The 20,923-nt window shown below is 51.0% G+C and carries 15 protein-coding genes, 1 tRNA gene and 1 pseudogene; 8 read left to right on the forward strand and 9 right to left on the reverse strand.

What is annotated here, in order from left to right; all coding sequences use genetic code 11:
* Positions 1 to 51: 51 nt before the first annotated feature.
* Positions 52 to 669 carry an HD domain-containing protein gene (locus J4E70_RS15480; RefSeq protein ID WP_213890556.1) on the reverse strand — a complete coding sequence of 206 codons (618 nt, stop codon included), beginning with the start codon at positions 667 to 669 and terminating at the stop codon, positions 52 to 54.
* A 2-nt stretch (positions 670 to 671) separates the two neighbouring features.
* A pseudogene (locus J4E70_RS15485) lies at positions 672 to 1,556 on the reverse strand (phytanoyl-CoA dioxygenase family protein).
* Between the two features lie 161 nt (positions 1,557 to 1,717).
* Between J4E70_RS15485 and J4E70_RS15490 the strand changes: the two are divergent.
* Both J4E70_RS15490 and J4E70_RS15495 read left to right on the forward strand, forming a co-directional pair.
* Positions 1,718 to 4,015 (forward strand): xanthine dehydrogenase family protein molybdopterin-binding subunit, encoded by a 2,298-nt coding sequence (locus J4E70_RS15490; protein WP_213890557.1) that lies wholly within the window; start codon positions 1,718 to 1,720, stop codon positions 4,013 to 4,015.
* Positions 4,002 to 5,108 (forward strand): DUF2235 domain-containing protein, encoded by a 1,107-nt coding sequence (locus J4E70_RS15495; RefSeq protein WP_213890558.1) that lies wholly within the window; start codon positions 4,002 to 4,004, stop codon positions 5,106 to 5,108. Before J4E70_RS15490 ends, J4E70_RS15495 begins: the two co-directional genes overlap by 14 nt.
* Positions 5,109 to 5,189: 81 nt before the next feature.
* On the opposite strand, the gene metF is transcribed toward J4E70_RS15495, so the two are convergent.
* Positions 5,190 to 6,056: a methylenetetrahydrofolate reductase [NAD(P)H] gene (gene metF, locus J4E70_RS15500; RefSeq protein WP_213890559.1), complete on the reverse strand. Its 867-nt coding sequence runs from the start codon at positions 6,054 to 6,056 to the stop codon at positions 5,190 to 5,192.
* Between the two features lie 99 nt (positions 6,057 to 6,155).
* On the opposite strand from metF, the gene J4E70_RS15505 reads away from it, so the two are divergent.
* Entirely contained in the window at positions 6,156 to 7,061 is a 906-nt protein-coding gene (locus J4E70_RS15505) for a LysR family transcriptional regulator (RefSeq protein ID WP_213890560.1), read from the forward strand.
* Between the two features lie 274 nt (positions 7,062 to 7,335).
* Positions 7,336 to 8,124 carry an inositol monophosphatase family protein gene (locus J4E70_RS15510; protein WP_213890561.1) on the forward strand — a complete coding sequence of 263 codons (789 nt, stop codon included), beginning with the start codon at positions 7,336 to 7,338 and terminating at the stop codon, positions 8,122 to 8,124.
* A 2-nt stretch (positions 8,125 to 8,126) separates the two neighbouring features.
* Here the strand turns inward: J4E70_RS15510 and J4E70_RS15515 are convergent, their stop codons facing one another.
* The 3 genes from J4E70_RS15515 to putA are packed head-to-tail and all read right to left on the reverse strand — an operon-like array spanning position 8,127 to position 12,734.
* Positions 8,127 to 8,498, reverse strand: coding sequence for a GFA family protein (locus J4E70_RS15515; protein ID WP_213890562.1), 372 nt, complete (start codon positions 8,496 to 8,498; stop codon positions 8,127 to 8,129).
* Positions 8,495 to 9,241, reverse strand: a complete 747-nt coding sequence (locus tag J4E70_RS15520; RefSeq protein WP_213890633.1) for a rhomboid family intramembrane serine protease — start codon at positions 9,239 to 9,241, stop codon at positions 8,495 to 8,497. The genes J4E70_RS15515 and J4E70_RS15520 overlap by 4 nt, the downstream gene beginning before the upstream one ends.
* Before the next feature lie 31 nt (positions 9,242 to 9,272).
* Positions 9,273 to 12,734: a bifunctional proline dehydrogenase/L-glutamate gamma-semialdehyde dehydrogenase PutA gene (putA, locus tag J4E70_RS15525; protein ID WP_213890563.1), complete on the reverse strand. Its 3,462-nt coding sequence runs from the start codon at positions 12,732 to 12,734 to the stop codon at positions 9,273 to 9,275.
* 116 nt (positions 12,735 to 12,850) lie between these two features.
* Here putA and J4E70_RS15530 point away from each other — a divergent pair, with 116 nt between their 5' ends.
* From J4E70_RS15530 to J4E70_RS15545, 4 genes are all read left to right on the forward strand, one after another.
* Positions 12,851 to 13,321 carry an Lrp/AsnC family transcriptional regulator gene (locus tag J4E70_RS15530; protein ID WP_213890564.1) on the forward strand — a complete coding sequence of 157 codons (471 nt, stop codon included), beginning with the start codon at positions 12,851 to 12,853 and terminating at the stop codon, positions 13,319 to 13,321.
* A 30-nt stretch (positions 13,322 to 13,351) separates the two neighbouring features.
* Complete coding sequence (locus J4E70_RS15535; protein ID WP_213890565.1) at positions 13,352 to 13,891, forward strand: tetratricopeptide repeat protein; 540 nt, start codon at positions 13,352 to 13,354, stop codon at positions 13,889 to 13,891.
* A 204-nt stretch (positions 13,892 to 14,095) separates the two neighbouring features.
* A tRNA-Leu gene (locus J4E70_RS15540) sits at positions 14,096 to 14,181 on the forward strand.
* A 259-nt stretch (positions 14,182 to 14,440) separates the two neighbouring features.
* Positions 14,441 to 16,954, forward strand: a complete 2,514-nt coding sequence (locus tag J4E70_RS15545; protein ID WP_213890566.1) for a tetratricopeptide repeat protein — start codon at positions 14,441 to 14,443, stop codon at positions 16,952 to 16,954.
* A gap of 360 nt (positions 16,955 to 17,314) precedes the next feature.
* Here J4E70_RS15545 and cueR read toward each other — a convergent pair whose 3' ends face one another.
* The 3 genes from cueR to J4E70_RS15560 all read right to left on the reverse strand — a co-directional run bounded on the left by cueR (position 17,315) and on the right by J4E70_RS15560 (position 20,808).
* Positions 17,315 to 17,728, reverse strand: a complete 414-nt coding sequence (gene cueR, locus J4E70_RS15550) for a Cu(I)-responsive transcriptional regulator (RefSeq protein WP_213890567.1) — start codon at positions 17,726 to 17,728, stop codon at positions 17,315 to 17,317.
* A gap of 27 nt (positions 17,729 to 17,755) precedes the next feature.
* Positions 17,756 to 20,260 carry a heavy metal translocating P-type ATPase gene (locus tag J4E70_RS15555; protein ID WP_343229470.1) on the reverse strand — a complete coding sequence of 835 codons (2,505 nt, stop codon included), beginning with the start codon at positions 20,258 to 20,260 and terminating at the stop codon, positions 17,756 to 17,758.
* An 89-nt stretch (positions 20,261 to 20,349) separates the two neighbouring features.
* On the reverse strand, positions 20,350 to 20,808 hold the full coding sequence (locus J4E70_RS15560; protein WP_213890569.1) for an Lrp/AsnC family transcriptional regulator: 459 nt from the start codon (positions 20,806 to 20,808) through the stop codon (positions 20,350 to 20,352).
* Positions 20,809 to 20,923 lie beyond the last annotated feature (115 nt).

Raw genomic sequence — 20,923 nt, forward strand, 5'->3', positions numbered from 1 at the left:
GCAGCGCCCTGAACCGAGCGCGCAGAAATTGAATTCGAGTATTTTATGCTCTTATGCGCGTTCCGCAGCGCGCTTGGCGTTTTGCATGGGTTCACGCACGTCCGGGCGAATGACATCAGGATCATAGGGTTTACGCGCAAAAACTTCCCGTACCATCGGGGCAAAGAATTCGATCGGTAGCGTGTCATATTCCGGATCAAAGCTTGATTGATCCCAGCGTTCGCAGAAATCAGCACAATCATTGAAATAAGGGTGCGCTTTATAGGTGTCGCGCTTGTCAGGGTTTCCGCCAACGTGCTGCCCATAATAAAGCATCTGGAAATCACCGTGTTTTTCGACCACCCAGGCGCATTGTTCCCGCACGAATGGCCGCAGGATGGTCGCGGCGTATTCATCGTGGTTATACGGCGCGTAGATGTCGCCAATGTCATGCAGCAACGCCGATACCACCCAACCCACATCGGCCCCATCGCGCCACGCACGTGTCGCGGATTGCACCGAATGACCTAATCGGGTGATTTTGTATCCTGAAAGCCCTTCGTCCAGTTCAACAAGTGCTTTCAAAAGTCGGTCAGCGGTGCCTTTTGTGTACTCAACCTCATGTTCGGTCAGAAAGTCATAGTCTTCCTTGTCGCCGTCTTTCATCTGGGTGAACTTGACCTTATCCATCTTTATGCTTCCTTGTCATAGACGAGCTCTCGGACGGCCCTGGCGGCCTGCGCCTTGTTTTGCTGAACCCGGATGTTTTCATAAGTCGCGAGGTCCTTTGCTGAAAAGTAGCCATTCGGTGGATCATAGTGAAGGAAATTCCCCAGCGTGTCGGTGCCGCGCACCGGAATCGCAAAATCCTTTTCACCAGATTCTAGCGCAACGTCGGGCGTTACATATCTGATCACCGCTCCGATCCTGCGATCATCCGACGAATTTGGGCCAGAGCCGTGAATCATAAGCCCGTGATGCAGGCTCATCTGACCAGGTTGGAGCTCGATCGAGACTTTGTCTTCTTCCGCAACATCAACCTGAATTTCCTGACCACGGCTTAGCAGGTTGTTAGGGTCAAAGGTGTCTGCGTGCGGAAGGATTGGGTTTTTATGGCTTGCCCGCACAAAACCCATTCAGCCTGACGCGCGCGTTGCGGGGGACAACGCAATCCACGCCGTCACAAGCCCGTCGATTGCGCCTAATCCCCAATAGGTAAGGTCCTGATGCATGCTGACGACGTGCCTGGTGTGCGGCTTTTTGATGAAAAACTCGACAGCATACATAAGAATGTCTGGGCCCAGCACCCCTTCAACAACATCCAGAATAGCGGGATCTGCACCTATCTCGTGAGCCAGCGGTATCACACATTGCGCGTTAACCCGTTTGTAGCTGTTCAATGGTTTGGGCAGGCCGTTATCAAGCCAGGTATTTTCCATCTGTTCGAGTTTTGTGCGCCAATGCGTTGCGCGTTCAGAAGATATGGCCTGAATGGGAGTCAGGAAACCATTTTCATGGTAACTTTGGATCGCGTCAGATGTCAGACTTCCGTTTGCGAGTTTGGTAGGCTTTTGCATGGCACCCTCCTCAGCAGTGATACTTCACGCTCAGACGAATCGCCCTGTACTGTCTTTTCTGTTTCCGACAACGGGTCGCATTCGGTCTTTTTGTAGTGCGCAGCACTGGACACCGGGCGCGCGGGTATTAGTTTCATTCCATAAAGTGCATTGAGGGCAGTATGGAAAAATTTGGAAAGAGCCAGCCGGTCAAGCGGGTGGAAGATGTGCGGTTTCTGACCGGTCATGGACGCTATGTTGATGACATAACTCCCGAAGGCGCGCTGTTTGCCTATGTTTTTCGCTCGCCAGTTGCGCATGCTGATATACTTTCGCTTGGTTTAGAAGCCGCACGTGGCAGCGAAGGTGTACACCTTGTTTTGGATGCCGCAGCTTTGGAAGACGCAGGTGTCGATATTTCGATGGCCGCGATGACGGTTAAGAACCGCGACGGAAGCGATGGTGCGGCCCCCATGCGTCCAATAATGGCAAAAGACCGTGTGCGATTTGTGGGTGAGCCAATTGCGATGGTTATTGCTGACACCTTGGATCAGGCGCGGGATGCGGCAGAACTGATCGAATTCGACTATAAAGAACGACCGGCCCATGTTGAACTGTCGGTTGGAGGTGAAGAACTTCATCCGGAAGCCCCCAACAATCTCGCGTTTGACTGGGCAAAAGGTGATGAAGAAGCCTGCGACGCAGCTTTTGCCAGCGCGGCTCATCACGTTCGTTTCAACGTGGTCGACAACCGAATTATTGTGAGCTCGATGGAGCCACGAGGCTGTTTTGCAGAGTGGGACGGAAAGCGCCTGCATCTGGCGGTAAACGGTCAGGGGGTCTGGGGGCAAAAGAAAAATTTGGCACGTGCGCTGGCGCTTAAATCCGAGGCTGTGCGTGTTACCAACCCGGATGTTGGCGGTGCCTTTGGCATGAAGGCGATGAATTATCCGGAGTATGCAGTGGTTGCACAGGCCGCGCGCGCAACTGGGCGAGCAGTGCGATGGATGTCGGACCGTAGTGAAGCCTTTCAAAGCGACAATAGTGGGCGCGATCTGGTTTCGCTTTGCGAGTTGGCATTTGATGAAATACACAGGATAACGGCGTATCGTGTAACGACGACTTGCAATCTTGGTGCCTATAACTCGCAGTTTGCACAACCCATTCAAACCGAACTTTTTTCCAAAGTCCTGATGGGCACCTATGACGTACAAACCGCTTTTATGTCGGTGAAAGGGATTTATACGAATACCACCCAGGTAGATGCCTATCGCGGGGCTGGCAGACCGGAAGCTATCTATGCGCTTGAACGGACCATGGACCACGCCGCACGCGTGCTGGGGGTTGATCCGTGGGCGTTGCGTCGGAAAAACTTTATTAAACCAGAACAATTTCCGTATGTGTCTGCGACAGGTGAAACCTACGATGTAGGCGATTTTCATCATGTGCTTGACAGGTCTGACCAAGAGGCTGATGTCGTGGGCTTCGCTAAGCGAAAAGCTGAAAGTGAATCTCGGGGGATGCTTCGGGGAATTGGGCTTTGCTACTATATTGAATCTATTCTGGGTGATCCGTCCGAGGGTGCGAAAGTCAGTTTTAATGATGATGGGACCGTCTCTATCTTTGTCGGGACCCAGTCAAACGGGCAGGGGCACGAAACAGTCTATGCCCAGTTCCTAAGCGATCAGACAGGTATACCGGCCAAAATGATCCATGTTATTCAGGGCGATAGCGATCTTATAGAAAATGGCGGGGGGACTGGTGGGTCGCGCTCCGTTACTGTTCAGACCAATGCAACCCTGTCGACTGTCGAGAAGATGATTGCCGCTTTCACGCCATTTGTGGCTGAAAAGCTTGCTGTGGAAGAAGACACCCTCGGGTTCGACGATACCGTGTTCCGAACCGAGGCGTCCAACCAGACACCAAACTTGCTTGATGCCGTGGAATGGGCGCGCGCCGCTGGTCGGGATGATTTGCTGGTTCATGAAAGCCGGGCGACGCTTCCTGCGCGCTCCTACCCGAATGGGTCTCATGTTGCTGAAATTGAAATTGATCCGGATACGGGGGTTGTCCGTTTGGAGCGATACTCAGTCGTCGATGATTTTGGTAATCTGATCAACCCGATGCTTGCCGAAGGGCAGGTGCATGGCGGTGTGGCACAGGGGGTCGGTCAGGCATTGACTGAACAGGTCGTCTACGACCAGCAAGGTCAGTTGCTTAGCGCGAGTTTCATGGACTACGCCATGCCACGTGCAGATGATTTACCGATGATAGGTTTTGCCACAGAAGCGGTCCCTTCAACTGCGAATGCGATGGGGATGAAAGGATGCGGTGAAGCTGGTACTGTCGGTGCCATGGCGGCCGTGGCAAATGCAGTTCAGGACGCGCTTTGGGCGAAAGGGGTGCATCAGGCAGATATGCCTTTCACGCCGCACCGGGTCTGGAAAATGCTAAACGAAAGCAACCATGCAGACACTTAAAACCATAGGCCGGTGGCTTGGTCTTTCACCTGGGGCCAGCCAGTCATTACCGGTTGTCACGCGGGGCAGGGTAGACCACGTTGTTATCCTGGACGGAACCTTGTCTACCTTGCGCGACGATTGCGAAACGAACGCCGGGTTGACCTACAAGTTGCTTTCCGAAGTTTCGTCCACTGCCCGTCTGTCTTTACGATACGAAGCGGGCGTTCAGTGGCAGCAATGGCGTCACACAATGGATGTGATTCAGGGGGTCGGCATTAACCGGCAAATCCGTCGCGCCTATGGATTTCTGTCATCTCGCTACCGCCCGGGAGACCGGATTTTTCTATTTGGGTATTCGCGTGGCGCATATGCGGTTAGGTCTCTGGCCGGAGTTATTGATAAGGTTGGTCTGCTGCGAAGCGATTGCGCAACTGAACGAAACATTCGTCAGGCCTACCGCCATTACGAGTTGGATACCGTCGGCTCTGCCGCAGAGGCGTTTGCGCAAGCTTATTGCCACAAAGACGTCGAGATAGAGATGGTCGGCGTATGGGATACGGTCAAGGCGCTGGGCCTGCGCCTGCCTCTCGTATGGAAACTCTATGAAACCCGCCATGCGTTTCATAACCACCACCTTGGCCACACGATCCGCAATGGCTATCAGGCTCTCGCTATTGACGAAACCCGCGAAGCCTTTGCACCGGAGATCTGGAAATGCCCAAGTGACTGGTCCGGCCAAATGGAGCAAGTTTGGTTTCGCGGTGCGCATGGTGACGTAGGTGGTCAGATTGGCACGCACCATGCGTCACGGTTGCTTTCGAATATTTCGTTGATCTGGATGCTCGAGAAAGCAGAAGGATGCGGATTGGCATTGCCAGAAAATTGGCGTGCGCGCCTTTTGGTGGATCCGGACGCCCCAGCCGTTGGAACCTTCAAAGGGTGGGGTAAACTCTTCATTGCGCGCAAGGCGCGCGTAATCGGTGCCGATCCTTCAGAATCTGTTCATGAAACGGCCAAAGATCACAAGCTCGCTGTGAAGTACCAACTTCCTGTAAACAAAAGCATTTCTAATAGAGAGGAACATGCCACGGCAAAGGATGTGGCCCGGTAAGTTGCGTTTCTTGGGGTTGCCCTTTTGCCGTTTTTTAGAAACAAGTCCTTGTCGCTTTGCGGTTGTTGCCTAACGGTTTTTCTAGGCAACTTTTTGCAAGCTCAGTTTAGGTTGAATTCCAAGCGCGTGACACACTTCGCGTGTGAGTTGCGGCCGGTTCAGCGTATAGAAATGCAAGTCATTAACACCTTCATCAATCAAATCACTGCAAAGTTCTGTGCACAATGCAGTTGAAAGAAGGTCTTCGCGGCCATCGCGTTTTGCTTTCTGAAATGCATCATCCAACCACGCAGGCACCGCCGCACCACAGCGTTTTGCAAATTTCTTTGTGCCCGCCCAGTTTTCGATCGGAAGAATGCCGGGGATAATCGGTGCCGTAATTCCCGCTTTGTTACAGGCATCTCGGAAACGGAAAAACGTTTCAGCCTCAAAGAAAAACTGTGTAATCGCCGCACAGGCCCCGGCCTCAAACTTGCGTTTTAGCCAATCAATATCCTGCGTGCGATTGCTGGCTTCAGGGTGGCTCTCGGGATATGCGCCAACGCGAATGTTGAAACGCCCCGTATCGGCCAGCGCCTCTATCAGTTCGCAGCTATCAGCAAAACCATCGGGCGTGGGTGTGAAACGCTCGGCACCTTTTGGCGGGTCGCCCCGCAAGGCAACGACATCGGTCACCCCGGCAGCAGCATACTGGCCCGCAATCGCCAGCGTTTCAGCGCGTGTTGCATCAACGCAAGTCAGATGCGCGGCAACGTTCAGACCATAATTGTTGTGAATGGTACTTACAGCTTCGTGGGTTAGGTCACGCGTGGTACCCCCTGCGCCATAAGTAACCGAGACAAAATCTGGCGAAAGCGGTGCCAGAACCCGTACTGTATCCCAAAGGCGAAAAGATGCCTCCAATGTTTGTGGCGGGAAGAATTCAAACGAAATATTGGGCGTGTTCATCGCAAAGTGATCCTGTCTATGGGTTGCAGGTCTTTTGACACTTCGTTATTCATGACGCAAATTCATAATATTCAACATTAATATGAGGATGACATCATAATGCATCTGGAATTTCGCCATCTTCGCTCTATCAAGGCGATCCACGACGCGGGTGGATTGGGCAAGGCTGCGGATTTGATGCATATAACGCAGTCGGCACTTTCGCATCAGATAAAGGGGCTCGAAGATCAGGTGGGCACAGAGTTGTTCGTACGCCGCTCAAAACCGCTAAAACTATCGGCGGCAGGCCTGCGACTGCTGCGATTGGCGGAAAAAATACTTCCTGAGATTGAGGCATCAGAGGAAGAATTTCGAGGGCTTCAATCTGGTAAAACGGGACGCCTGCATATCGCGATAGAATGTCATGCCTGCTTTGAGTGGCTGTTTCCTGTGCTCGAAGAATTTCGAAAGGCCTGGCCAGATGTCGACGTCGACATTAGGCCTGGTCTGGCATTTGAGGCCCTACCTGCATTGCAAAAGGAAGAGGTTGATCTGGTCATATCTTCTGACCCGGAAATAATTGATTCAGTGGAATTTTCACCCTTGTTCGATTACGAGCCGGTATTTGTCGCCTCAGCACAGCACCCGCTGGCATCAAAAGAATATATCGTCGCTGACGACTTTCGCGATGAGATGCTGATCACCTACCCGGTAGAAAGAACACGACTGGATGTGTTCACACAGCTGCTTACACCCGCAAAGGTTGAGCCGCGCGCAATTCGGCAGGTTGAACTGACAGCGGTTATTCTTCTGCTTGTAGCTTCAAACCGAGGCGTGTCGGTTTTGCCAGATTGGGTCGTACGAGAAGTTCGGTACAATTCAGATTACGTCACGCGCCGGATCACGGAAAACGGTCTGACGCGGCGACTTTACGCCGCAACGCGTGAAGAGGACACCACGAAACCCTTTATGTCACACCTGATACGGCTCGCGCGGACAGAACCTTTAAAACTTCAACGTAGATAGGTTGCAGCAACTCTCTGTAAAAATACGGCTCATACTGAGCCATTTCTTTAGATCGCTCCTTACGGAGCTCTGGTTGCCTCCGGCGGGGATACTTTTTGGGACAAAGAAAACCAGTACTGAATTCTTTATTCTGAATAATATCCCCGTGCGGCGCACATAACCGCACGAAGTGCCAGAAAGAGTGGCGCGGAACGCGCCTCATTTTTGAAACGGATAAACCTTGGCAAAGAAGTACAACAGGCGTATACGCGCGGCCTGACAAAGGAGCCCTTCGATGCAAGGCAGTGCCAATCTTAACGTCATGATCAAAGCCGCGCGCAAAGCCGGTCGTTCGCTCGCGAAAGATTTTCGTGAAATCGAACACCTCCAGACTTCGGTCAAAGGCGCTGTCGATTTCGCGCGCCGGGCGGTCATTGCGGCCGAAGGTTTTCTGCGGGAAGACCTCATGAATGCAAGGCCTACTTATGGGTGGTTGCTAAAGGGTCACGCGGAAATTGAAGGGAAAGACCCGACTCGTCGCTGGATTGTCGATCCGCTGGATGGCGCAATTAACTACTTGCATGGATTACCTCATTTTGCGGTCTCAATTGCTCTTGAACACAAAGGTGAAATTGTATCGGGCGTGATTTATGACCCGTCAAAAGACGAGGTGTTCTTTGCTGAAAAAGGTCAGGGTGCCTGGATGAACGAAGGTCGCCTGCGCGTGTCTGGCCGTAACCGGCTCATCGACTCAACTTTCGCAACCGGGCTTCCCGCCAGTGGTGACAGCGATTTGCCCGAAAAACTTCAGGATCTTGCACGTATCTTACCGGCGTCTGCTGGTGTACGGCATCTAGGGGCTCCGTCGCTTGACCTTGCCTATGTCGCGGCTGGCCGAATCGATGGATATTGGGAGCGGAACCTTGATATTTGTGAACTGTCAGCCGGTGTTATCGTTGTTCGCGAAGCTGGTGGTTTGATTGAGCCATTGAAGGTTGAGGCTGATATGAGAGCGGATGGCGAGGTTATCTGTGCGAATGAACAGCTTTTTAATCTGTTCGCAAAAGCGATCCGTAGTATCTGACCTTAGCTTTTATGATCTGATGGGTGATTGACGCCGTCGGTCCACGGAATATCGCCAAGTTTGCTAGGGTTTACGCCTTCCAAAGCACCAACGTTTACGCCGTATTCGTTCGGGTTAAGGCGGCGTTGGTGGTGCGTGTAAATTCCGCAGGTTCTGCAAAAATAATGCTTCGCTGTATTTGTGCCCCATTGATAAAGCGTAAGGTTATCTGCCCCTTTGACAATGCGAAGCTTGTCGAGCGGTACAGCAGCCGCAATTGCCCCTCGGCGACGGCAGAATGAACAGTCGCAGCGTTGAGCTGTTGAAAACCCGTTTGAAAGGATGACTTCCAGCTCTACAGCTCCACAATGACACGTTAGCTTGTTTGGTTTCATCTTCGTTTCCGGACTTTTGGAATGGACGAGGGCGAAAATCTGTACCGCGCCTCGGGATGAGGTGGGCGCCCTTCTGTTTTTCGCCAGAAGTCTGTTCCGCCCTGACGTATCCAGAACGGTACGATCAGCATGAGCCCAATTATAAAGCCGCCTGCATGGGCCCAGTAGGCGACGCCACCAGCCTCAGTGTTAACTGCAGCTCCACTTAGCAATTGCAGGGCAAACCAAAGACAGAGCATGACCCAGGCGCGCACCGGAAAAATCTTAAAGAAAATAATAAAAACCAGCAGTATGTCGACCTTCGCCTTCGGAAACAAAAGAAGGTACCCCCCCATCACCCCGGCAATGGCCCCGGACGCCCCAACCATTGGTACGGGAGAGGCCGCATCCGCAAGAACCTGTGCAACACCGGCGCCTATGCCGCAGGTCATATAGAAGGCAAGATAGCCGATGTGCCCGAGCTCATCTTCCATGTTGTCGCCAAAAATCCATAAAAACAGCATGTTGCCGGCAAGATGAACGGCACCACCATGCAGAAACATCGATGTGACGAGCGTATGGATCATCTCGCCATCGCTAACCAAGTAAGGGGTAAGCGCCCAGCTCAGGAAAAAGCGTGAAACTTCGACGGGATTATTCAGAATGCCCCAGTAACTTATGAAAACAGCGATATTGATCGCCATCAGGGCATAAGTCACATAGGGCGTGCGTTCAGACGGGTTGTGGTCACGGATCGGGAACATGGGCGAAGGCTCGCCCATGTTCATGCGGTGGTCAAGAGGAACCGACTTCAGCGAGCAGTGCTGCGTTTCCGCCCGCAGCCGTGGTGTCAACGCAGACGTGCCGTTCCTGCTGGACGTGCGCGACCTCGATAGATCCGCGAACAAGCGGTAAGATAGCGCCCTTGCGGGTTGCAAGAGCCATTGCATAGGCACGGGCCTCTTTGTCAGAGCCCCAGTAAACCGCACCCGAAAATCCGGTTAGGGTCGCAAGGGAATCTGCGTCGAGCCCGTCTGCAGGTACTGCTGAGCCACCAAGGGTGCGAACTGCGTTTTCCTGTTCCTGCACAGCGGATTTTCCAGGCCCAAGACATAAGACCGGCGCGCGGGGAGACAGTGTTAACTGGTTGGATTCCCCGGTTGGGCCCGGAAGGTTCTGGCTGCTGCCACGTTCCGTTGCCACGGTAGCGCTATTGATCAGGTCTCGAACAACTGATGCGATTGCTATTGTCGTTGGTGCTTCTGTAACTTCTTTCGTTTTAGATTTACAGAACCTTGGAAGGTAATGTGGACCTCCGGCCTTGGGGCCGGTTCCGGATAATCCTTCACCACCAAAGGGTTGAGAGCCGACAACCGCCCCAATCTGGTTTCGGTTTACATAGATATTGCCAGCATGAAGCCGCTCGACGATGTGCTGCACACGGTCATCGATGCGGGTGTGCAGCCCGAATGTCAAACCATATCCAGTTGCGTTAATTGCAGCGACCACATCGTCGATTTCGTGTGATTTAAAAGTTGTGATATGCAGGACGGGACCGAAAATCTCGCGCTCCATTTCTGCAATGCTATTCACATGTATTGCGACGGGCGCAACGAAGAAGCCTTCAACTGGCGATTTCAGTTCTTTCATCACGCGGCCTTCTGCCCGCGCTTTGGACACATATGCGTCGATGTCGGCTTTTGCTTCGGCATCGATCACGGGTCCCACGTCGGTTGCGTGCTCCCACGGGTTGCCGATTGCCAATTCGTCCATTGCACCAAACAACATTTTTGTGAAATGTGGCGCGATATCTTCCTGCACATAGAGGCACCGCAGTGCAGAACACCGCTGTCCCGCAGATTGAAAAGCGCTTTCGACGATGCTTTGTACGGCTTGCTCGGGCAGGGCGGTTGAATCAACGATCATCGCGTTCAGCCCGCCGGTTTCAGCGATAAGCGTTGCAGATGGCTCCATATTGGCAGCCATCGCTCGGCGTATGATCTGCGCCGTTTCAGTGGACCCTGTGAAGGCGACACCGGAAATGCGCGGATCAGAAGTTAGCGCGGCACCCACAGTTGGCCCGTCACCCGGCAGCAATTGCAGTACCTTGCGTGGAACGCCAGCCTCGTGAAACAGCGCGACGGCAGCTACCGCAATCAACGGTGTCTGTTCAGCGGGTTTCGCAAGAACGCCATTGCCTGCGGCAAGCGCTGCAGAGATTTGCCCGGTGAAAATGGCGAGCGGAAAGTTCCAGGGCGAAATGCAGGTGAAAAGACCTGCAGAGGACGCGTTTTGTTTAAGAGATTCTGCAGCATAAAACCGCAGAAAATCAACAGCTTCACGCAGTTCACCAACAACATCGAGCTGGATTTTCCCGGCTTCGCGGCTGAGAAGCGCAAAAAGTTTTCCAAAGTTTTCCTCATAGAGGTCCGCAACGCGACACAGGATTTCCGCGCGTTCGCTCGCATCTGCCTTCCACGGTGTTGCAGCGGACAGTGCTGTGGCAACGTCAGCCGCAGTCGCCTGTTGAACTGTGCCCACAGTATCTGTTGGGTCAGATGGATTGAGTACTGGCAATAGTTTGCTTTTTTCCAAGACACCAGAAATGAGTGGTTTAGACACGAAGGTTGCGGATAGGTGCGGATTGCGCGCCTTGTCGATCGCGACAAGTTCAGGTTTATGTGCAAGGTCCCAACCACGAGAGTTCTTGCGGCTGTCGCCAAACAGATTTGGGCCGGTCTGAAGCGCGGGGTTTTCGGGCGCATCAAGATAGTCTTCAACCTCAGTCAGCGGATCAGCCGCAACAACCGACGGCGGGACATCTTCGTCAACAATTTGGTTGACGAAACTGCTGTTCGCACCGTTTTCAAGCAGTCGGCGCACGAGATAGGCCAGCAAATCGCGGTGCTCGCCGACAGGGGCATAAATACGGCAACGGGTACCATTCTCTGCCAGCACGATGTCGTGCAAACGTTCGCCCATACCGTGCAAACGCTGAAACTCAAATGTGCGCGTATCTGTTGCCATATGAAGTACAGCGGCAACTGTATGGGCATTATGAGTAGCGAACTGCGGATAGATCCGGTCTGTCATGCCAAGCAATTTGCGTGCATTGGCGATATAGCTCACATCGGTCGACGCTTTGCGGGTGAAGACCGGAAAACCAGCCATCCCGTTGACCTGAGCAAGCTTCACCTCGGTATCCCAGTATGCACCTTTCACAAGGCGTACCATGATGCGACGATCCAGTTTTTCAGATAGGGCATAAAGGAAATCGATTACGTGGCTGGCACGCTGACCAAAGGATTGAACAACAACACCAAACCCGTCCCAGCCCGCGAGTGTGGGATCAGACAGCACTGCCTCGATCACATCCAGAGAAAGTGCAAGACGATCAGCTTCTTCCGCGTCGATGTTAAAGCCCATACCAGCGGATTTTGCGAGACCTGCAAGCGCGCGAACGCGTGGCACAAGCTCTTCCATAACACGCGCGTGATGGGCGACTTCATAGCGGGGATGCAACGCTGAAAGCTTGACAGAAATGCCGGGGTTTTCGCGGATATCGTCGGAATTACAGGCGTTTGCAATAGCGGAAATCGCGCGTGAATACGACAGATGATAGCGGCGTGCGTCAGCTTCTGTGCGGGCAGCTTCGCCCAGCATATCGTAGGAATAGGTATAGCCTTTTTCTTCCATCCCTTCCGCGCGTTTCATTGCGGAGGTGATGCTTTCCCCCAGCACAAACTGACGCCCCATTTCCTTCATTGCACGCGCAACTGCGGTGCGGATCACAGGCTCGCCGAGCCGCTTAATGGCGCCGCGCAGGTGGCGTGCAATGCCGGGTTCATCATCATCAAGAACCTTACCAGTCAGCATCAGCGCCCATGTGGACGCGTTGACCAAAGAAGATGAAGAATGACCAAGGTGTTTGCCCCAGTCAGAGGGCGCAATCTTATCTTCGATCAACGCATCAATTGTATCCGCATCCGGAACCCGCAACAGAGCCTCAGCCAAACACATAAGCGCGACACCTTCGTCAGTCGAAAGACCGTACTCCGCCAGAAACACTTCCATGAGGCCCGGTTTCGCAGAACAGCGGATGTCGCGCACCAGCGTGGTGGCAAGCTCTACAATATTTGTCCGATCCGTTTCGGACAGATTTGCAATTTTCAAAAGTTCGAGCAGTTTTTTCTGCTCATCTGCGTATGTATTTGCATCGATTGTTTTGCGGAGGGCGCCAAGGCTTGTAGCAGACATGATGATTCCCACTAACTCTGAATTTTGACTAGGATATCACTGCTTACAAAGTCGTTTTCGCTGTAATATGATATATTGAAGGAAGAATAACTAAATTTTGTTGAAATGGCGGGAAAATGATTGAAATTGGTTTGGATAAATTTGACCACGCGATTCTTTCTGAAATGTCGTCGAATGGCCGGATGAGCGTTACCGAGCTTTCGCGACGTATTGGATTGTCAAAATCGCCGACGCAAGCACGCCTTAAGCGGCTGGAAGAAGATGGTTTCATCCGAGGGTATCGTGCGCTTTTGGATCCGATCCGGCTTGGTCTTGATCACGTTGCCTTTGTCGAGGTGCGCCTGACAGATACAAGGGAAGCAGCGCTTGAAGCGTTTAACAAAGCGGTAATCGCAGTGCCGGAAATAGAGCAATGTCACATGCTGGCGGCGAATTTTGACTATCTTTTAAAAGTTCGCGCGCGTGATATGCGCAGCTATCGCTCTGTTTTAGCAGAAAAAATTTCGGTTTTGCCTTATGTGTCCAGCACGTCGACCTATGTTGCGATGCAGGCTGTGAAAGAAGATGGTCTCAAAACCGTGACTTGACGATTAATTCAAATTTGGCAGTCTGTTGGTATGCGTTGGATATTGTTGACCCTTTTAATGTCTGCCCCGGTTGAGGCACAGACATGTCCGCCGGTTGAGCACGATGAAACACGTTTGGCGGAACTAATGGCAGCCATACGCATCGCGCCAAATGAAATGACAGCACGCGAGATCAGTCGGGATTTGTGGGAGATTTGGGCAAATGCGCCAGACGCCCGCGCGCAGGCGCTGCTTGATCGCGGGATGCGGAAACGCGCAGAGTATAACTTTGAAGCAGCAAATGAAGCGTTTAATGAATTGGTAACCTATTGTCCTGACTACGCCGAGGGCTACAACCAGCGTGCTTTTGTACAGTTTCTGCGACAGGATTTTGCTGGTGCGCTCGAAGATCTGGAGCATGCGTTGGAATTGTCTCCTGATCATATTGCCGCAAAAGCCGGTCTTGCGCTAACACTTATGGGGCTAGGGCGGACAGAAGTCGCGCAATCCATTTTACGAGACGCGTTAGAGCTTAATCCCTGGTTGCCGGAGCGCAGCCTATTGATAGAGCCAAGGGGTGAAGAACTGTAAGGCGCTTTGCTTTTACCGGTCTCTTCTGAAAGTTTTCTATAAATTGCGTGTTCCATCGATGACTAAATGTGCACAGAAACAACAGAACAAATGCTGTCTTGATTTAAGGTTTAATCAGTGGGCCTTACAGCTATTGTGACCCGATGAATTTCCCATTATGGACTAAGTTGTTGGTGGGTTTAAAAACCTAAAACAACGCCAGATGCGGGCGTGATGGAATGGTAGACATACCAGACTTAAAATCTGGAGGCCGTATGGCCGTGCGGGTTCAAGTCCCGCCGCCCGCACCACAAAAAGCAAATATATATAAATATTGACCAATTTCACAAAGAATTTCTTCTCCATTCCTGCACTTGTATTCTCCCCTTTTAGGTCTGAATTACCCTGACATTTGAGGTTCAACTAGCATCAACACGCGAATTGGCCGGGACACCCCTCGTTCGCCACGTCACCGTCAACTGCCTAGCCCACTATTCTTGATTTACACGATATTTAATAAGCGTCTCACGCATGCTACGGTGCGGCGAACTATAGTAAACGGAATGCTTTATGGAACTAACGATAGATGAAGCTCTGAAGAAAGGCATCGCGGCCCACAGGTCGGGACAAGTTCAGGAAGCAAACAAGTTTTATACAGCAGTCCTACAATCACAGCCAAAACATCCTGGTGCTAATCACAACATGGGGATATTGGCGGTTGGTGTTGGTAAGGTGCAAGAAGCGTTGCCGTTTCTTAAAACCGCTTTGGAAGCAAATCCTTCTATAGCCCAGTACTGGCTGAGTTATGCTGCTGCTCTCGTTAAATTGGGTAGAACAGTTGAAGCGAAGGGCGTTCTTGACCAGGCTAAAAAAAGGGGGGCTAAGGGTGAGGCGTTTGCAAAACTTGAGCAAAGACTTAACCAGAAAATTGAAAACGACGCAGGCACTACATCAGACGCTGATAATTCACGCCAATCAGAAACCAATTTCTTAGACACTATAGAGCTTGATCAAGCCATCTCGCTGGCCAAACAGAAGGCCAAAGAAGGATCTGCGGCAGAGGCAAAGAGCATATATCAAGATATCCTCGACAAGTTTCCAGACAATAAGAAAGCTTTAGATGGGATCAAGACTCTAACCGGAGGAGTTGTTCGCAAAGGATTTAACAACCAAGAGCCTCCACAGGATCAGATACAATTCCTGATTAATCTCTACAGTCAGGGGCAGCTTCAACAGGTACTGCTGGTCGCGATGCAGATGCTGGAACAATACCGTAACTCAGCGACGCTGTACAATGTGTTGGGGGCGGCAAATGCGGGTTTAAGGCAATTCGACGCAGCCATAGACAGCTACAAACAAGCTCTTAAGATTAAGCCGGATTATGCTGAGGCCTATAGCAATATGGGGAACGCCCTCAGGAACAAGGGTGACATCGATTCAGCCATAGACAGCTACAAACAAGCTCTCAAGATTAAGCCGGATTATGCTGAGGCCTATAGCAATTTGGGAAACGCCCTCAAGAACAAGGGTGACCTAGAGGCGGCCATAGAAAGTTACAAACAGTCTCTCAAGCTTAATCCTGACTATGCTGAGGCCTACAGCAATATGGGGAATGCCCAGCAAGATAAGGGTGATCTAGGTGTGGCAATAGACAGCTACAAACAAGCTCTCAAGCTTAAACCTAGATTTGCTGAAGCCTATTACAATATGGGAAAAGTCCTAAAGGAAATGGGTGATCTAGAGGCGGCCATCGACAGTTACAAACAGGCTCTCAAGATTAGACCTGACTACGCGGAGGCCCATAGCAATATGGGGAACGCCCTTAAGGATTTGGGTGACCCAGAGGCAGCCATAGACAGCTACAAGCAGGCTCTAAAGGTTAAACCAGACCTGACTGAAGCCCATAATAATCAATGCGAACTTTTTGAGAAGAGCAATCGGCTGGACGAAGCTAGCCAAGTCATTGCTGAAGCAAAAAGCATATTTAGCCAAATGCCAGGCGATCTATTGTTTTTTGAGGCGCTTATTGAGTTCAGGTCAAAGGATTACGAGAAATGCTTCCAAATAATTGACTCAATCGAAATCGATCAAATTTTCGACAAAAGAAAACCAGCGTTTCTAAAGTTAAAGGCTCAGTGTTTTCATGAACGTCAAGATTTTAAGGCAGCTTTTTCTGCTTTTGCTCAAATGAATAAGTTGATCAGCGAGTCTTTAGATTGCAAAAGTCAAAATCCAGGAGTTTACTTCGATAAGCTTGCCGATAAAGTTAGCCAACTTAAACAGTCTACGACGAAACCTTACGTAAAAAATACGTTTCAAGCAACGTGGCCTCAGCCCACATTTTTAGTAGGCTTTCCAAGATCAGGAACAACGCTTCTTGATACCATTTTGAGAACTCATTCAAAAATTGATGTGGTTGAAGAACAGCCGATGGTGAACAAAGTTAAAAACCACCTAAATACTGCATCAAATATCGTCGATAGTGAAAATATTAAATATGATAATGTGGAGACGGCAAGCCGAGTTTATTTTGAGGAACTCGAGAAACACTTGTCTTCGAAAAATCGGCCTTGTGTCATTGATAAATTACCACTCAACATTATAGAAATCCCACTTATCCATCAGGTTTTTCCGAATGCTAAGTACATACTAGCTCTTCGACATCCTTTGGACAGTATCTTAAGTTGTTGGATGCAAAATTTCAGACTAAATCCGCCAATGGCAAATATGGTCGAGTTAGGTCGAATCGTTGATTTTTATTGTTTGGCGATGAGTGTTCTAGAGATAAGCGAAGAACGTTACTCTTTGAAGGTTCACAGGATTCGATACGAAGATTTAGTGAATGATTTACAACTCGAAGTCTCGAACCTTCTGAATTTTTTAGATTTGGATTGGGAAGAGGGCTTAACGAATTATCAAACTACGGCTCTTAAACGAGCTCAAATTAACACCCCGAGCTACGCACAGGTTGTTCAACCTTTATACAAAACAGCAAGTTATCGCTGGAAAAACTACCAAGAGCATCTGGAGAAATACTTTGATAAGGTCGAAAAATGGATAACAAAGTTTGGCTATGATCTATAGTCAGACTTCCGATATCAATATTATTGACCGGCACCTATTCCTGCCGAAATACTACAGTCGCAGTCCTTACTCCTCAGTATTCACACTATGGACTGAAGCGTAAAGCCTTAACGAACCCGCCGCCCGTACTCGACACTGCCGACAATAGCAGTCGAAGTGAATTGACTGTTTTGCGCAATGAGCATGAGTCTTGAATTTCATCTCCCTCGCTAAATAGTTGGATTGGATATGTTGCTGCGGGTGTCATTTGTGGTCTGAAAATTTCGGACTAAATTGAACATTCAGCGATGCTGAATAGACATCTTCCGAACAATTTCAAAATTCACTCTTGATGCGCTGTTCGGTGTCAGAAGTATTGATTCAGTCATTGTTTTTGCGGTGAATCTCTTCTTTAGATGACAGACCTTTCAGAATTGGGCAATCTGGCCGATCATCCCCGGCGCAGGATTTCACCAAAGTTGAAAGCGTGTCATGCATAATTTGCAGCGTTGTAATTTTACTTTCAATTTCAACAAGATGCTCTGTCGCCAAGCGTTTAACGTCCGCGCTCGCGCGGCTTTGATCTTCGTAGAGCGCAAGTAGGGCGCGGCAATCCTCGATTGAAAAACCAAGGGCACGGGCACGCCCCAGAAAGGTCAACTTGTGAAGATCCGTGTCCCGAAAAGCGCGGTAGCCGTTTTCTGTTCGCATCGGTTTCACAAGCCCGATATCTTCGTAGTACCGGATGGTTTTAGCGGGCAGGTTCGTTCGTTCAGCGACTTGTCCTATATTCATCAGCCAGTTCCTGTTTGTTTTTCCTGTTCACTCGGCAGGGGACGGAATTTTCGTGCCCCCATAAGGTGTCGGAGACACTTTTAAACTCATTGGGTTCATCCACCGGAGCCTTAGCGCATTGCTCAGTACAAAAACGCTTGAAAATGCCATGGCGCCTGCGGCCAGAACCGGGGACAACAACATTCCGTTCACCGGGTAAAGAACGCCGGCAGCAACCGGGATTAAAAGAACATTGTACCCAAATGCCCAGAACAGGTTCTGACGAATGTTACGCATGGTCCTTTGGCTAACGTCGAATGCGTTTGCGACACCAGCTAAGTCACCCGACATAAGCACCACATGCGCCGCTTCAATCGCAATATCTGTTCCGGTCCCAACCGCGATACCTACATCCGCCGCAGCCAACGCAGGCGCATCGTTAATTCCGTCACCGACGAAGGCAACTTTTAGGCCCTGTTCGGCAAAGGATTTCAGCGCTGCGACCTTCCCATCTGGCAGAATCTCCGCTGAGAAGTAATCAATGCCAAGCTCATCTGCGATTGCATTCGCGGTTGCCTGGTTGTCGCCCGTAATCATAGCAACTTTCAATCCGAGCTTGTGAAGCGCCCCGATCACGCTGGGAGTTGATGGCTTGATAGGGTCTGCAATAGCAAGGGCACCGGCGATCTGGCCATCTATTGCTGCGAAGAGGGGTGTTTTTCCCCGTTCTGCCCACGCCTTTGCGATGTCCTCAAACCCTGCAAGATCAATACCCTGTTGGCGGAGCAGACGATCGGCACCAACCAGAAGCTCTTTTCCTTCGACACGGGCCCCAACCCCATAACCGGTTACAGACAGAAAGTTTTCGGGTTTTGGCAGTTCATCGTTTTCTCTACGGGCTGCATTAACTATGGCTGTGGCTATGGGATGCTCTGACTTTGTTTCGGCGGCTCCGACAAGTCTCAGGAAATCGCTTTCCTCAAAGCCCTCGGCGACCATGATATTTGTCAGCCTGGGTTGCCCTTCAGTCAACGTGCCGGTTTTATCAAAGGCGACAACATCAACGTCTTGCAGAATTTGCAGGGCGTCACCCTTCTTAAAAAGGACGCCCAGTTCAGCAGCACGCCCCGTGCCCACCATAATTGAAGTGGGTGTTGCAAGGCCCATGGCGCAAGGACAGGCGATGATCAGCACCGCCACCCCAGTAACCAACGCAAATTGCAGTGCCGGTGATGGCCCTATCAGAAGCCAGACCAGTATTGTTACAGCCGCAGCAGCCAACACAGCTGGTACAAACCAAGCGGTGATGCGGTCTACCAGGCTTTGAATTGGTAGTTTAGCACCCTGCGCATCGGAAACCATCTGCACGATCTGCGCAAGCATCGTGTCTTTGCCGATTTTCGTTGCCTTGAAAAGAAAAGCGCCCGTAGTGTTGACTGTGCCGCCAATAACAGCGTCGCCAGTTTGTTTTTGGACAGGAACCGGCTCCCCCGAAATCATGCTTTCATCGACAAAAGAGCTGCCTTCGGTGATTTCCCCGTCAATTGCGATGCGTTCCCCAGGGCGCGTTTCAACAATATCACCCACAACCAATGCGTCGACAGACCGCTCTTCCAGTTTGCCATCTACCATAACCCGGGCGGTTTTCGGTTGAAGCTGCAGGAGGCGCCGAATAGCGGCACCAGTGCGGCCCTTTGCGCGCGCTTCAAGCAGGCGGCCAAGCAAAATTAGCACGACGATGACGGCTGCTGCCTCGTAGTAAACATTTTGCGAACCACTGGGCAGCAGGCTTGGGAAAAAGGTTGAGACGATGGAAAACCCATAAGCCGCACTGGTTCCCAGAGCGACGAGCGAATTCATGTCAGGCGTCCCCTTGAAAAGGGCGGGAAACCCTTTGGTATAAAAACTGCGTCCAGGGCCAAGTAAAACGGCGCTGGTTAGCAGAAACTGAATGATCCAACTGGTTTGATGGCCAAGCGTCTGGCTGATCCAAGCGTGGATCTGCGGGATCAGATGACCCCCCATTTCGATAACAAACACAGGCAGGGCAAGCGCTGCTGCAATTAGCGTGACGCGTTGCAACTGCTCAATTTCAGCCAATTTTCGATCAACTGTAGGCTGAAGATTCTCTTCTGCAGGTGTTCCGGGGTATCCCGTTTCTACCAACAGTTCTGAAAGCTCACTGATTGTGATTTCGCCGGGAATGTAACGGATCAAAGCCGTTTCGCTGGCCAGATTTACGCTTGCGTCAACAACCCCAGTTTTTGCGAGAAGCGCCTTTTCGACGCGCCCAACACAAGAGAAGCACGTCATCCCATTGATTTCAAATGTTATTGAATCCGCGACAAGTGGATAACCTGCGGCTGACAGCGCTTGGCTGACTTGTGAAAGCGAGGCCGGTGCGCTGTAGCTTACGCTGGCGCTTTCGCGTGCAAGGTTAACGTTCGCTTCTGACACGCCGGGGATCGAGCGTAACGCCTTTTCAACACGCCCGACACAGGATGCGCAGGACATGCCTTCTAGTTGAAAATCTGTTTTCTTGATGCCGGACACGATGCTCTCCAGAACATTGATTGGTAGCCTAGAGATAGGCATTCCAGCAACTGGAAGGTCAAGGGCTAACACTCAGCTTGTCAGATTTTTTATTTCTGTATGTCGACGTTGAGTGAGACTTTAACCCGGTCCATCACGATTGAGGTTTTGAATTTGCTGATCTCTGGGGTTCCGAAGAAATATTCATGCGTAAAAGTTTCATATGCTTTGATATCTTTTACGACCACAACAAGAATGAAATCGGCTTCGCCCGTGGTGTAATAGCATTGCTGGACTTGCGGGGCGTTGCGCATTCGTTTTTTAAAAGCGTCCAGAACGCTTAGGTTCTCCCGTTCGAGCGAGACTTCGACGACAGCTGTCATTGTCTGGCCAAGCTTGCCAGGATCCAGAACAGCAATTTCTTTCTGAATGATTTTGGAGTCGCGTAGCTTCTTTAGTCGTTTTTGGATAGCTGTCGGAGACAACCCAATAAGATCGCTTATCCTCTCAGCGGTCTGTCTTGCGTCGTCCTGCACAAGCGCAAGTATTTTGAGATCAAGCTCATCCATTCAGGCACCTCTCTAAGACATGGTATAAGTAAAAACAGGGGAGGTGTCGCGATGAGAAAGTTCCAAAGCCCGCGCCGCACTCTGTGGAACCTTCTGAAAACTGCGAAAGCGTTCA

The sequence above is a fragment of the Pseudohalocynthiibacter aestuariivivens genome, from assembly GCF_018457175.1.
GTDB lineage: Bacteria > Pseudomonadota > Alphaproteobacteria > Rhodobacterales > Rhodobacteraceae > Pseudohalocynthiibacter > Pseudohalocynthiibacter aestuariivivens.